We start from the raw sequence: 13,001 nt of genomic DNA, 5'->3' as shown, positions 1-13,001 counted from the left end.
ATACCTTTTGTTTTCAACGCGATTTACGCTTATCCTTTTTTACAGGTTATAAAATAGAAAGGAAAGGCTTCCTGGACTTCAGTAACACTTAACAAACCTACGTTTCCGAACTCTTCTTGTATCGTTTCCGCGTCGTAAAAGAACATTTTGACGCCGCCGAACATTTCGAATCGGTCTTTCCCAATCTCCGTTCCATGTCCGTAAGTTCGTGCTGCTTTTGTAATCGTCGTAAAAACCATCAGTCCGCCCTGCGTTAATTGGTTATAGCAATCGTGAATCAATTTTTTTCTATCCTTTTGGTCCAAGAGATGGATTAGCGCATAACAAAAAATCCCATCGTATTTTTTATCGTTGAATGGCATATCCGTTGCGGATCCGTGGTGGATAGGTATCGTATCCCCATAGTTCTTCTTGCCTAGTTCTATAGCGGTTTTTGATATTTCAATCCCCTCTACATCCATACCACTGTGCCTAAATACTTGTGCATTGCGGCCGTATCCGGCACCAGGAACGAGTACATTCTTTACCAATTTTTCTTTAAAAAGATCGCTTGCCAACACGGCCGATCTAGCCGGTTCAAGTCCCCACATTTCTTGTTTATCCAGAAAACTATTCTCCCAAAATTCTGTCATTTCGTTTTTTTTGCTTCCCAAATGTACTAAGAACAGTTACTATCTACGTCACGTAAGCGACATTTCCTAAAATTTGAAACTATACCTTACACCAGCTGTTCTATGGGTAATAAGTAAATAGAAAAGATATGAATACGAACGAACACAAGGAAAAACCACAAACAGACCGCGAGCGCGGCGTTGCAGAAAACGAAAAAGCAAATTACAGCAACTTTCCCCAGGAAGAATCGAAGGACGAGGACGAAAAAGACAATATCAAAGAGACCGATCAGTTGGATGAACGTGACAAAGAAGGTGGTGATATTGCCGGAAACGCCGCGGGCAATGTCCCTGCCGACGAAGAGGAGGACTAGCGCTGCAGCACCGTCACATTCCGCCCTCCTCCGGTCCGGTAACAGGTCTGGGGGGCGCATGTTTTTCTTGCCTCGTTTCAGTAAAAAACGCAGCGCCTAAAATAATCAGTCCCATGACGATATGAAAGAGATGAGTCTCTTCGCTAAACCCAAACAGAAAAGGCGCCGCGATAAGAAAGGCCCCTAGTACACCATCCATCGCCAAATGTACCTTCATCGGTATTATACGTACGATGCCGCCCTCGCTGGCTGTAAGTACAGTCAGTAAGGCAATAAGCCCACCGCCAGCCAAGCTTGTAATTCGTGCGGCTTCTACCTCATGAAAAGTTGATAACCAAGGACCCGCTAGGAGCACGACGCTCCATATATAGTCCATAAATGCGTGCCAGTGTGTTGGAATTAATTTTCTCATCATCTTTTTGATTTAAGTAGCTTCTCCTTTGCGCTCCCAATGATCTTTAATGAGGTTTCCGCTTTCATCGAATTTTAATCGTCGACTATAACGATCACCCATGATATGACCATTCGCATCTTTCTTACCTATAAACAGTAAGACGGGCCTCCCAGCTTCGTCGGTTTTGAACATCAAATTATTCCGTCCCACCGTACGCTCGACCATTGTTAAGGGCTCATATTCCTTATTTACGATCTTTAAAACTGGTTCCTTTAATGACATAGCTTTTATCTTATTACCATAAGCCTACTTCCCTATTCGGCTTTTAATAAGTAGACAAACAGCGCCCTAAATGGTTGGCCGCAACGCAAAAAACGCGTAGTTATTACCTACTTTCCATCCGTCATTCTTCGGCACACCTGATTTATACGGGTCAAGCGTAAAAAACACCTACTTTTCTTCCGAGTCGGTCTATGCTGGCACCTCCACACGTTCCTGTTTAAACTGTTCGACGATACACTGTCGATGCTTCGTACCCCAATCCGCCAAACCGTGGATTACCGGAAGTAAATCCACGCAGTAATCAGTAAGCTCATACACCACTGCTATCGGCTGTTCGGAGATCACCGTGCGTTTTACCAATAGGTTCATTTCCATATCCTTCAGTTCTCTGCTAAGCATTTTTCCGGAAATTCCCGTTACCTCCTTCAGTATTTCTGAATAGCGCCGTTTTCCAAAGCCCAGCAAAGAGATAATGGTGATTTTCCATTTACCATTCAGCACGTCCATGGTGTCGTGTACCGCGGCAATGTGTTTGTCGCAATTTGAATACTCGTGTCCTTCACAAGGCACTTCTTTTACTTTGTTTTCCATAAAATGTCACTTAGTTACCCGAATGTCACTATTACTTTTTGTCCCTTGGTTACAAAATTACACCAAATTATCGGATATTTGCCTAGGTTTTATAAAAAGATTACAAATGGAATTACAAGAAGCATTATCGTGGCGCTATGCCGTAAAGAAATACAAAGAAGCATCCGTAGACGATGACAAGATCCGTCGCATTCTCGAAGCGACAAATCTCAGCGCGTCCTCGGTCGGCATACAGCCTTATCGGGTTATCGTGGTCAAAGACAAAGCTCTCCGCGCCGAACTGGGAGCTGGCTCTTTCAACACTCAAATTGCAGACGCATCGCATTTACTTGTGTTTGCAGCCTACACGAATATTGATCAGGGTATGATTGACGACTTTATGGCACGCACAGCAGCTACACGGTCTATACCCGTAGAGCAACTCGCAGACTTTAAAAAGATGCTAGAAAGTTACCTGTTGGCACGTACGGCTGAGGAAAATTTTCAGTGGAGTGCCCGTCAAGCATACATCGGACTCGGCACCGCGTTAATTGCAGCTGCCGCAGAACAGGTGGATTCAACGCCGATGGAGGGGTTTGACTCCGCACAGGTAGATCGTATCCTTGGTTTAACGGAAAAAGGCTTACGCAGTGTCGTACTATTATCATTGGGCTATCGTGATCAAGAGCAAGATTGGCTGGCATCTCTCAAAAAAGTGCGACTACCCGTTGACGAGTTTGCCCCCCAAGTAGGCTAAATTAGGTGCCGCCTTACTAAAAAAATCCCCGGATTAACTATACATCCGGGGATTCCAACCGCCAAAATATACCGCTCAGCCTATTACGGAAGAGCCGTACGAGGTCACCCATGCATCGAAAAAAGCTTTTTTTTCGCGTAGATTTTTTATCTTTACGTCATGAGTAACAATGATATCATGAAAAAGCTCCGCGTAGCTTTAAAATTCACGGACGACGATATTGTCGAAGTATTATCCCTAGTGGATTTCAAGGTAACGAAAACCGAACTGAGCGCTATATTCCGCAAAGAAGACCATCCGAATTTCAAACCTTGTGGTGACCAATTACTCCGAAATTTCCTAAACGGATTGATTATCTACAAGCGTGGCCCTCGAGCTCGTCACTAACTTGACCATCATTGTCTAAGGCTCCTCCACTACTGTAATATTCACTTGCTTCACCGTTTCCTTATCATTATATGCCGTTTTATCAGAAGCAACAAATGTGGCGGTATATGTACCAGCCTCGGCGTATACGTGCGTAAATTCATACAATGGCATATCTGCGTAACCTTTTATAGGCACACTCCTGTCTACACCCATATTAATTTCATCCACCTGAAATGATTTGGAGATACCCCATTCCTCATATTCCAATCGGTATCCAGCAGTCGCCGCAAGCAACAGGATCGTTGAAGCAACGGTACTAGAAGACGTCAACAAGGTATCTTTTTTCACGAGCTTCCAGTCCATCGTTCTGTAAGAAGCTAAATCGACCGTATGTCCATATTCCGTGTTGACGCGAAGCGCATGTGAACGTGTTCTCCAATTCCTGCCCGGAATAGCTCCTTCGGGAACCGGTGGCGCTATATATCGATAGGCAATATAAAATGGTTTTCCACCCTCGAGCATATCCGCCAAATTCACCGCTCCGGATGATTGCCAGCTCGTTTGCCAGGGAGCTGGGGTTGCCCAATGAAATCTGGAGCTTACGTCATGCCACGTGGCATTACTTACGTCTTCATACTTATAAATCCCATTAAAGTCTGTGGAGAACATCAGCTGGACCTGCACGGCTTCTGTCGGCGTATTATGCGCGTCAAATGCAAAAATAAGATCCTTTACCTTGTCAATTCTGGATACATCCTTGAAATCATATGCGTTGCCCACTTCCCCAGAATAGAAAGAAAGTTGTCCTGGGTCGCCCGTCAGGAGAAATTTAGCCTCTTCACCCGCTTTTATCGTTAAGCTCGCGGGCTGTACGGAAAAAGTGGAAATATCCGCTGCTTCTTCCTTTTCGCAGGAATTCAATATTGCTAGGCACAATATTATTCCGATTAAACGTATTTTCATATCGCTAATTATATTTTATCATACTTATTACCAACCAGGATTCTGCGGGGTCAAGCCCCTGTTCAGTGCCATCTCACGCGGCGAAAACGGCCATAACATATCACGTGGAGAAGCATTCTGAAAACTAAGTACACCATAAGCGGTCCCCGAAGAAGCCCGCGGTACAGGCGAGTCACCATTGATGAAGTCATTCTCTATGCGTTTCATATTGATCATAAACTTACCCCACCGAATAAGGTCATGCTTTCGCAACGTTTCAAAACAAAGCTCTCTGGCTCTTTCGTTTTCAATGAGCTCTTGAAAACTTTCCTGGGTAGCGGTTTGATCGTCTGTTAGATCCGGATTACTCGTTTGCCGCTTGCTGAGTAGCGCGACCGCCTCTGCTCCGGATCCGCCACCACCGGTCAGTACAATAAGCGGTGGCGTTGTGTAGTTCATTCCCTCCTCTATTATTTTGACTCTGGTCACCGCTCCGTTCGCATTAACAAAAGCCTTGCCCGTCGCTCCAGTACCATCCCCACCGAGGATGGTTACTGTAGGTGCAGACGTATAGCCCGTGCCGCCATTAGTCACCTGAACCATGCGCACCGATTCCTGAGGAAGATACTTTCCGTAAGCTCTCCTGCGAACCCTGTTTACCGCCTCTATGGCTTCACTGGAAGGTGTCTGGTTTACCATATTGTCTGCCTCGGCAAACATCAATAGTACATCCGAAAACCGCAGCAACGGGAAATTAATGGGTCCGGCGTTCTTATTTTTAGGCTCAACCAGTTCCAGCTCACGACGCCACTTACCACTTGTGCGCTCATAGATTTGTGCTACCGTAAACGGTATTTCAACAGCAGGCGTTCCGGTTATGCGATACGGCGCGATAGCCCACTCGCGTCGTTCATCAGACGACAATAAACTAGCCGCATCCTCGTAGAGATGCCATAGCCGCCCTGTAATCTGGAGAAAACCATAGCTATAACCATACGCTTCATCTTCGCCAGAATAAGCAATTCCATTGTTGCTTCCTACCCGTCCGTTTTCTTGGAAAGCGTCCGCCGAATTTCCATAAAACTCTACCTCCCATATGGATTCTTTAATATCATAACGATCTTGGCACATATTAATAAACACTTGTTGATAAGACGGATTGAGGTCGTGCTGGAATCCATCTTCAGGAGCCGGATCGATGACCTTCTTTGCCCAAGCCCTAGCTTCCGCATACTTACTGCTATCATTAATAGGTTCGCCGGCCATGTATAAACATACCCGCGCCAAGACGCCCCTTACCGCAGACTTACTGACCCGTCCGCCATGACCTATATCGGAGATACTCTTCACCATACCTTCTGCTTGTTTCATATCCGCGAGTATTTGCTCATATACTTCACGAGCTGGAACGCGAGGTGCTACGGTTTGGTCGGCCGAACGGATCGGTTCTAACATCAAGGGTACGGCACCCCAGTTGCTCACTAATATCAGATGGTAGAAAGCGCGTAAAAACAGAGCTTCCCCTTTAATTGCTGCCAATTCAGTTTCGTTCATCTCTACCTTATCCGCATTTGCGAGTAAAAAATTAGCTCTATTGATACCTTCATACCAATGCTCCCAATTGTTAGCGATCCGAGCATCGGATGGTTCCGTGCTGTAGACCGCCACTCCTACCCGGGCTGAACTACGTGCGTAATAGCCCTCGTCTCCTTCAAGCCCCATTCGGCCGAGCATTTGGTCACCAAACGTCTGCGGCCGGCCCATCCTATCGTAAACGCCTGCGAGAGCCGATCTAAGCTGCGCTTCCGTTTCATAATAATTTTCCGGCGATAACGCATCCATTGGCGTCGTTTCCAAAAAGTTTTTACAAGCTGCAAAATGGAACAGCAGTAACACGACAATTATAAAATATCTTTTCTTCATGATTTTCAATACTATGTTTTACAATGTAGCTTTAATCCCAAACACAATAGTACGTGCTTGAGGGTAGGCCGAGTAGTCAAATCCAGGTGTAAGCACGGAGTGCTTAGAGGATACTTCCGGATCGAAGCCCGAATACGATGTCCATGTGAACAGGTTCTGTGCTGATGCTGTTAAGGTCAAATCCTGTATTTTCGCACGCCTGATCCACGTCTTCGGCAAGCTGTACCCGAAGAACACTGTTTTCAAACGCAGGAACGAACCGTCCTCAATTATTTTAGACGAATAGATACCGTTAGGTCCCCAACCTCCTACACGATAATGTTCATTAGAAGGATTCTCAGGTGTCCATCGGTCGGCATATGACGCGAACTGATTAAGGCTTAATCGCGTTGACCCTTCAAAAATAAGTCTATTCGCGTTCATGATGCTGTTGCCGTAAGACCACTGAAGAAATACACCAAGGCTAAAGTTTTTATAGGTGAAATTATTAGAAAATCCACCAATATGGATAGGAATGCCACGACCTATTACCGTCAGGTCATACTGGTTAATCACGCCGTCCCCGTTCAGATCTCGATATTTTATATCGCCCGGCTTCACGTTGATGTTCTGTCTATCATTATTATTCGTGGTTACATGGCTTTTTAATTCATATACGTCAGGTGCTATTTCATTGAAGTCTTCAAACTGATAGATACCGTCCCAAATGTAACCATACATCTGTCCCGCAGGTTGACCTATTTTCGATATATATGCTGGCGTGTTGTTAAACGCTGTTTCCCACGTTACGTTATTGATGATACTGTTTTCACCCTCCGTCAACGCCAATATCTTGTTTTTATTAAAGCTGATGTTAAAATTAGACTGCCAGCTAAAATCTTTCGTTTTTACATTCACGGTATTGAGTGTCAACTCGATCCCTTGGTTCCGCACCTTTCCAACATTCTTATAAACTCTTGTAAAACCCGTGTGGTATGGCATATTGGCGTTTAGCAAAAGGTCGTTAGTCGTTTTTCGGTAGAGGTCTACCGTGAATGCAAACCTGTTTTTCAGGAAAGAGATGTCGTAACCTATATCGATCTGTTCCGTTGTTTCCCATTTCAATTGCGAATTGCCTAAACTGGATATATTCACGCCTTGCGTAGGGGTTTGGTTTCCAAAAGAATAAGCTGCGTTATTATTAGGGTCCACTAAAGCGAACGCAGCAAAATCTGACACCCTGTTATTTCCCGTCAGTCCGTAACTGACACGCAATTTTGCTTCCGAGATAATGTTCTGGTTTTTCATAAACGGTTCGTTTATCATACGCCATGCAAACGCCCCCGAAGGAAAGAATCCCCACTTATTAGCGGTTAGAAATTTTGATGATCCATCTGCACGAAATGAAGCGGTGAACAAATACCGCGAATCATAATTATAATTAGCCCGCGCCAGATACGACTGTAATCTAAAAATGGAAGCCCCTCCCGAAGTTCCCAAAGGCGTACCTTGTCGAAGTCCATGGATTCCTAAGGACTCATTCGGAACAAGTATCGATGTATAACCTCCCGACTCATTTCTGCTTTCCTGCAAGCTATAAGCACCCATTAGGTCAAGCTGATGAGCCTTGTTAATCCTCGTCTTATACGTAAGGATATTTTCGTTAGACCAAGCGATACGTTCGGAGAACGATTTCGATCCCCATTGCCCACGTGAATTAGAAGGTAAAAGAGGCGTTCCGCGAGATGTCAACGAATTATAAAAGTTCTCTGACCTTGAATTAAGGCTGTTTAACCCGCCGGTCACCTTCAAGGTCAAACCCTTTATAATTTCATAAGAAAGGTAAGCGTTGGCAATAAGATTGTTTCTTAAGACTTCCCGATGTTCATTCTGTGTTGATATAATCGGGTTAATCCGGTAATCTTCCAATGGGTTTACATCCTCATCCATCATATCATCTCCTAAATCATCTAATGAAAAGTCTACGCTCCCTGTGACCGGTCGATATCCCAACGTTGCGTAGAGTAAGTAACTGGTGGCCGAACCACCCGCATTGGCCAAAGACGCCTCCCGTCCAAACGCCATTCTGCTAGAATAATTTGCATCAACTCCCCCTTTCACTTTTTTACTGAATGTCTGTTCTAATGAAAATCTACCCTGATACCGATTGCTTCCCGTATTAATAATAACGGCGTCCGCATCAAAAACCGATCCCGATATGGAGTACTTTGTCTGATCATTACCGCCCCTGACCGCTACATTGTGGATATTTGTCGCTCCGTTGCGAAAAAGCCTATCCTGCCAATCTATGCCCTCCATACCTCGATACGTTTCAAGCGTGGTCGTCGAGTCGTCGAAATAACGGCGACCATTGCCCCTGTCGGCCTGATAACGTACAAACTCATAAGCATCCATCATCTCCATACGTTTGATAATTTCCTGAAATCCATAGGAACCATTATACGTCACGACCGGCGCTCCAATCTTACCTCTTTTGGTCTCAATGATAACCACACCATTCGATCCACGAGCGCCATATATCGCTGTTGCAGATGCATCTTTCAGTATATTCATAGATGCGATATCGTCCATGTTCAGTGAACCCGGATCAAAATCTTCTATCGGAAAACCATCCACGACATATAAAGGCGCGTTACTTTGTGTCAGTGAGCCGGCACCACGGATAACGATGTTAATCCCTTCACCCCCCGGCTGCCCTTCACTCGCAGAGACCTGAACCCCCGCTATTCTCCCTGCCAGCGCTTGATCAAACGAGACCACCGGTGCATTCGCCAATTCTTCCACTTTTACAATACCGACAGAACCTGTGAGGTCTTCTCGATTTACGGTACCGTACCCGACAACGACTACTTCATTTATTTCACCCGATGTTGGATATAACCTAACGTTGACTGGAGAACTCCCTTTAAAGGAAACTTCCTGCTTATTGTAGCCAACCATACTGAATACGACCGTATAATTGCCTTTAGGAAGACTCATACTATATTGCCCTTTTTTGTTGGTTGCCGTCGTTATCGAGTTCTCTTTCAAAGATACGGTTGCCCCCTCGAGGGGACTACCGGCCTCATCTAAAACGACGCCGGTAATACGAACCGTTTCTTGATTCTCAACTTTTGAAGGGCCCGAATACGAAAAACCGGTTTTCTCGTTAATGACAATCACCTTATCCTTTAGCGTCCAATTAAAGGGTAAACCAGATAGTATTTTTTCCATAGCTACCGCTAAGGGAACATCTTTCAAGACCGCATTTACCGTCACTTGTGTTTTACTTTTGGCATTCACAAAGTAGCGGAGGCCAGTTTGTTCTTGTATTTGGCGCATTGCCTCGTTCAAAGGGATGTCTCGAGCATTCAGTGAAATCCGTTGCGCATAACTATTTGGTGAGGCCTGCAATACCGTTATGCATGTCAATAGCAATATCAATTTCATTCGTACCAAAATCTTTTTAGCCAAAAGCACGCCAATAGACATATCTTCGACTTTTTGATTAAAAATCATAACTTTGTTTATGTTTTAGGGTTTATAATTTAAGCATAGCCGCTGTAAACAGCGGTACTATTTGAACCGCCCTAAGCACATCTGGATAGTGTTCACAGCGCTATCCAGCTATGTATTATCTTCGACGGTATTCCTAATAGTCTTAGGAAAAAAATGGATTTATCATACAGCTTTCATTACGTTATACAATCTGTTAATTACTCCGTTATTTTCAGGGCATAATGATCAACTTGTTGGTAGAACCACGTCTCTCCAATTTAAAATTGAGACCACTTTCCTTCAGTATATCGAGCACCGATGACAAATGGAGGTTCCGTTCAATTTCGCCCGAAAAATATGTTGTCGGAACAGCACCTCTATATTCTATATCCAGGTTATACCAACGGCTCAGTTCCGTCATCGCCTTTTTTAACTCCGTATTAGAAAATCGAAATAAGCCTTTTTTCCAACCTATTGTCCGTTCAACATCAGCTATCCGAGCATATAATCGGGTGTCACTATATACGGATTCCTCTCCTGGCTTTAATGTAACAGACGAATGATGTGCCGAGACACTTAGCGAACCACTGACTAGCGTCGTTTTTATTTCGTTTTCCTCCGAATATGCCGAAACGTTAAAAGCAGTACCCAACACCTCTATCTCCTGTCCCCTACAAAGCACCTTAAACGGTCTTTTGCTATCGTTGGCCACCTCAAAATACCCTTCCCCTTCGAGCTCTATTATACGGTCTTCCGAAGAAAATACGGCAGGATATTTCAATGAGGAGGCCGCATTGAGCCATACTTTAGATCCATCAGACAGTACGATTCGGTATTGCCCCCCTTTTGGAGTATGCAACATCATCAGCGAAGAAGTACGGTGTTCATCTAAAACTCGTCGCCCATTCGTATACGTAATTTCATCTCCGATTACAATACCCTCTTGGTCACTACTTAAATCTAAAACCGTACCATCGGCCAATGTGAGCGCGGCTTTATTCGTTCCCGGGGCGACATCTTCCAACTCGACGAAATGCGAGCTATCAACATTCATGTTTGCTTTCTCATCAACGACGTACACACCGATAAGCGCTACCAAGACGACAGCCGCAACAGCCCCATATACCCGCAGCCGTATGTGACGACGCCTTATCTTTGCCTCTTTGTAGACCCTTTCCAACAAAATACGACGATGCACCTCTTTTGACGAGGCAATATGCTCTTGGATAAAAATTGGGGTATCTACAGAACTAGAGAACCAGTCGTCAAACTCGCGTTGTTCCGCTTCCGACAGGCTGCCGTTCAACCAACGGTTGGCCAAATCCTGCATACGTGTGTTCTGGTCGTTCTTTGCCATTCAATAGGTGCTTTATAAATAAGTACCCCGGCAAGACCAAATCCTTCATTTTTTTTTTATTTCTAGAACTGTCTTATGTGAATAGGTACACGGACAGAAAACGTTGCAATCCAGAACGGAGAACTTTTTTTACCCGCACAAGGTGTGCATCCACTGCTTTTTCGGTTATATCCAATTCTGAGGCAATTTCGCGATAACTCATGCCTTCCTCTTTATTCATCCGGTAAATCAATCTGGCTTTCTCGGGAAGATTACCTACGAGTTGTTCGAGCCGTTGCCGTAGTTCAGTAAAATCCAAATATTGCTGGGTAGCATCATCTAACAAGTCTACCGAGCCATGTCCTTCCTCGAAATAAATGCGTCGAACGCGTTGGTGATTCAGTGCTTTTATTATTCTATATTTCACCGCTACCAGTACGTAATGTTGAAAGTTGCCTGTTACATTCAGCTCTTTCCTTCTCTTCCACAACGACACAAACACATCTTGAACGATATTTTCCGCCTCCATAACATCATCTAATTTATGTATCGCTGTTTGAAGTAACTTATCCCAATAACGGTTAAACAGCTCGTTGAAAGCTTGTTCCTTTCCTTTCGACATCAGGCGTAATAGTTCACTATCAGCGAGCGGTTTATAAGACATCATATCTACAATATAGGTATAAACATAACATTAAACTATGAAGCGCCGAAAATGAATTCAGGTTTAGTCATCGGTGCCAACAATACAAAGTTATAACAATAAATCCAAACGACCGAGATTAAATTAACAACATTAAATTTGCGCGACTTTTATCTTTTACAGCTAAATTTCTTATTTTTAGCTGTATTTCAATTCAACATACCCAATATGGCTACGACGCTCGCTGTTATCTCTATTCTCTTAATTCTTTTAAGCGTACTGCCGTTTATCCAACATCAGCACTGGATATTTCGTGTAGCCGAATTTATCAAAATACAGCTTCTCATTCTACAAATCATTGTCTTCGGCGTAATGATGGTATATGTACAGGAGATGAGCTGGCTTTGGGCAATACAGTCCCTGCAGTTTTTGTTGATTACCTATCATGTTTATGTCCTGATGCGCTACACAAAATTCTGGAAGAAGCAAAAACCTACAAAAACAGCCTCTAGTTCGGATAAGATAAAGATTATTTCATGCAACATCTACCAATACAACAACGAATACCACCGTTTTATCCAGCTTATCGAACAAGAGCAGCCAGACATCTTCGTTACGATGGAGAGTAACGCCAACTGGGAAAAAGCTATGCAGTGCCTGGAAAAGGACTACCCCTATCAAGAGAAAGTTGCCTTGGAGAATACCTATGGGATGCATTTTTACACGAAACTAAAAGTTAGAAATATACAAACCCATTATTTTGTAGCAGATGATGTCCCCAGTATCGAAGCGGAGCTGGAAACCCATGATGGCCATCGCTTTGTTTTCTTTGCGGTACACCCACCGCCGCCCAGCCCGACGGAAGAAGAGAATTCCAAAGAAAGAGACGGCGACCTGCTTTCAGTAGCCAAGAAAGTGAGGGATTATACCTTGCCCGTATTGGTGACGGGCGACTTCAACAATGTTGCCTGGGCAAAGTCCTCTATTTTGTTCAAAAAGACCAGTGAGCTGATCGATGCGCGCATCGGACGTGGCATACTATCGACCTTCCATGCCAAATATTGGTTTTTCAGAGTCCCGTTGGATCTAGTGTTTCATAGTACGGATATTATTATCGACAAGCTATTCATTTATCCATCTGTTGGCTCCGATCACTTTCCGATTGGCTGCACCTTCCACGTTGAAGCCGACTCTCAAAAACAGGATGAAGATGTAAAGCATCTGGAAGCAGGCGAAATGGAGGAAGTGAATGAACTTGTTGAAGAGGGTAAGAAGGAAGAAAGCGATAACCGTCCTTCTTCGTGAACCGTTAAAAAACCTCTA

13 protein-coding genes are annotated in these 13,001 nt (G+C 44.2%); 4 read left to right on the top strand and 9 right to left on the bottom strand.

Annotation, left to right across the window (positions count from 1 at the left end; genetic code table 11):
• Positions 1-29: 29 nt before the first annotated feature.
• Entirely contained in the window at positions 30-632 is a 603-nt protein-coding gene (locus tag C5745_RS06155; protein ID WP_105716120.1) for a class I SAM-dependent methyltransferase, read from the bottom strand.
• A 128-nt stretch (positions 633-760) separates the two neighbouring features.
• Here C5745_RS06155 and C5745_RS06150 point away from each other — a divergent pair, with 128 nt between their 5' ends.
• On the top strand, positions 761-985 hold the full coding sequence (locus C5745_RS06150; RefSeq protein WP_105716119.1) for a hypothetical protein: 225 nt from the start codon (positions 761-763) through the stop codon (positions 983-985).
• Positions 986-998: 13 nt separating this feature from the next.
• Here the strand turns inward: C5745_RS06150 and C5745_RS06145 are convergent, their stop codons facing one another.
• The 3 genes from C5745_RS06145 to C5745_RS06135 form a co-directional block, all read right to left on the bottom strand.
• Complete coding sequence (locus tag C5745_RS06145) at positions 999-1,400, bottom strand: SPW repeat domain-containing protein (protein WP_105716118.1); 402 nt, start codon at positions 1,398-1,400, stop codon at positions 999-1,001.
• Between the two features lie 9 nt (positions 1,401-1,409).
• The gene (locus C5745_RS06140) at positions 1,410-1,661 is read right to left on the bottom strand and encodes a hypothetical protein (RefSeq protein WP_105716117.1); all 252 of its coding nucleotides are present in this window, start codon (positions 1,659-1,661) and stop codon (positions 1,410-1,412) included.
• Between the two features lie 189 nt (positions 1,662-1,850).
• Positions 1,851-2,252, bottom strand: a complete 402-nt coding sequence (locus tag C5745_RS06135; RefSeq protein WP_105716116.1) for a winged helix-turn-helix transcriptional regulator — start codon at positions 2,250-2,252, stop codon at positions 1,851-1,853.
• 106 nt (positions 2,253-2,358) lie between these two features.
• Here C5745_RS06135 and C5745_RS06130 point away from each other — a divergent pair, with 106 nt between their 5' ends.
• Entirely contained in the window at positions 2,359-2,988 is a 630-nt protein-coding gene (locus tag C5745_RS06130; RefSeq protein WP_105716321.1) for an NAD(P)H-dependent oxidoreductase, read from the top strand.
• A 159-nt stretch (positions 2,989-3,147) separates the two neighbouring features.
• Positions 3,148-3,375 (top strand): DUF1456 family protein, encoded by a 228-nt coding sequence (locus C5745_RS06125; protein WP_105716115.1) that lies wholly within the window; start codon positions 3,148-3,150, stop codon positions 3,373-3,375.
• 15 nt (positions 3,376-3,390) lie between these two features.
• On the opposite strand, the gene C5745_RS06120 is transcribed toward C5745_RS06125, so the two are convergent.
• The 5 genes from C5745_RS06120 to C5745_RS06100 form a co-directional block, all read right to left on the bottom strand.
• The gene (locus C5745_RS06120; protein ID WP_105716114.1) at positions 3,391-4,320 is read right to left on the bottom strand and encodes a DUF5017 domain-containing protein; all 930 of its coding nucleotides are present in this window, start codon (positions 4,318-4,320) and stop codon (positions 3,391-3,393) included.
• A gap of 27 nt (positions 4,321-4,347) precedes the next feature.
• Positions 4,348-6,222, bottom strand: a complete 1,875-nt coding sequence (locus C5745_RS06115; RefSeq protein ID WP_105716113.1) for a RagB/SusD family nutrient uptake outer membrane protein — start codon at positions 6,220-6,222, stop codon at positions 4,348-4,350.
• Positions 6,223-6,240: 18 nt separating this feature from the next.
• Positions 6,241-9,720: a SusC/RagA family TonB-linked outer membrane protein gene (locus tag C5745_RS06110; protein WP_243403263.1), complete on the bottom strand. Its 3,480-nt coding sequence runs from the start codon at positions 9,718-9,720 to the stop codon at positions 6,241-6,243.
• Positions 9,721-9,931: 211 nt separating this feature from the next.
• The gene (locus C5745_RS06105; RefSeq protein WP_105716112.1) at positions 9,932-11,056 is read right to left on the bottom strand and encodes a FecR family protein; all 1,125 of its coding nucleotides are present in this window, start codon (positions 11,054-11,056) and stop codon (positions 9,932-9,934) included.
• A gap of 73 nt (positions 11,057-11,129) precedes the next feature.
• Positions 11,130-11,702, bottom strand: a complete 573-nt coding sequence (locus tag C5745_RS06100) for an RNA polymerase sigma factor (protein ID WP_105716111.1) — start codon at positions 11,700-11,702, stop codon at positions 11,130-11,132.
• Positions 11,703-11,906: 204 nt separating this feature from the next.
• On the opposite strand from C5745_RS06100, the gene C5745_RS06095 reads away from it, so the two are divergent.
• Positions 11,907-12,983: an endonuclease/exonuclease/phosphatase family protein gene (locus C5745_RS06095; RefSeq protein ID WP_105716110.1), complete on the top strand. Its 1,077-nt coding sequence runs from the start codon at positions 11,907-11,909 to the stop codon at positions 12,981-12,983.
• The last annotated feature ends 18 nt before the right edge of the window (positions 12,984-13,001 follow it).

The organism is Sphingobacterium haloxyli (genome assembly GCF_002980525.1).
GTDB lineage: Bacteria > Bacteroidota > Bacteroidia > Sphingobacteriales > Sphingobacteriaceae > Sphingobacterium > Sphingobacterium haloxyli.
This window is presented reverse-complemented; position numbering and strand designations above follow the sequence as displayed.

What these genes read in the sequence shown, in the direction of transcription:
- C5745_RS06155 (WP_105716120.1), bottom strand. Translation starts at nt 632, where the DNA reads ATGACAGAATTTTGGGAGAATAGTTTTCTGGATAAACAAGAAATGTGG.
- C5745_RS06150 (WP_105716119.1), top strand. Translation starts at nt 761, where the DNA reads ATGAATACGAACGAACACAAGGAAAAACCACAAACAGACCGCGAGCGC.
- C5745_RS06145 (WP_105716118.1), bottom strand. Translation starts at nt 1,400, where the DNA reads ATGATGAGAAAATTAATTCCAACACACTGGCACGCATTTATGGACTAT.
- C5745_RS06140 (WP_105716117.1), bottom strand. Translation starts at nt 1,661, where the DNA reads ATGTCATTAAAGGAACCAGTTTTAAAGATCGTAAATAAGGAATATGAG.
- C5745_RS06135 (WP_105716116.1), bottom strand. Translation starts at nt 2,252, where the DNA reads ATGGAAAACAAAGTAAAAGAAGTGCCTTGTGAAGGACACGAGTATTCA.
- C5745_RS06130 (WP_105716321.1), top strand. Translation starts at nt 2,359, where the DNA reads ATGGAATTACAAGAAGCATTATCGTGGCGCTATGCCGTAAAGAAATAC.
- C5745_RS06125 (WP_105716115.1), top strand. Translation starts at nt 3,148, where the DNA reads ATGAGTAACAATGATATCATGAAAAAGCTCCGCGTAGCTTTAAAATTC.
- C5745_RS06120 (WP_105716114.1), bottom strand. Translation starts at nt 4,320, where the DNA reads ATGAAAATACGTTTAATCGGAATAATATTGTGCCTAGCAATATTGAAT.
- C5745_RS06115 (WP_105716113.1), bottom strand. Translation starts at nt 6,222, where the DNA reads ATGAAGAAAAGATATTTTATAATTGTCGTGTTACTGCTGTTCCATTTT.
- C5745_RS06110 (WP_243403263.1), bottom strand. Translation starts at nt 9,720, where the DNA reads ATGATTTTTAATCAAAAAGTCGAAGATATGTCTATTGGCGTGCTTTTG.
- C5745_RS06105 (WP_105716112.1), bottom strand. Translation starts at nt 11,056, where the DNA reads ATGGCAAAGAACGACCAGAACACACGTATGCAGGATTTGGCCAACCGT.
- C5745_RS06100 (WP_105716111.1), bottom strand. Translation starts at nt 11,702, where the DNA reads ATGATGTCTTATAAACCGCTCGCTGATAGTGAACTATTACGCCTGATG.
- C5745_RS06095 (WP_105716110.1), top strand. Translation starts at nt 11,907, where the DNA reads ATGGCTACGACGCTCGCTGTTATCTCTATTCTCTTAATTCTTTTAAGC.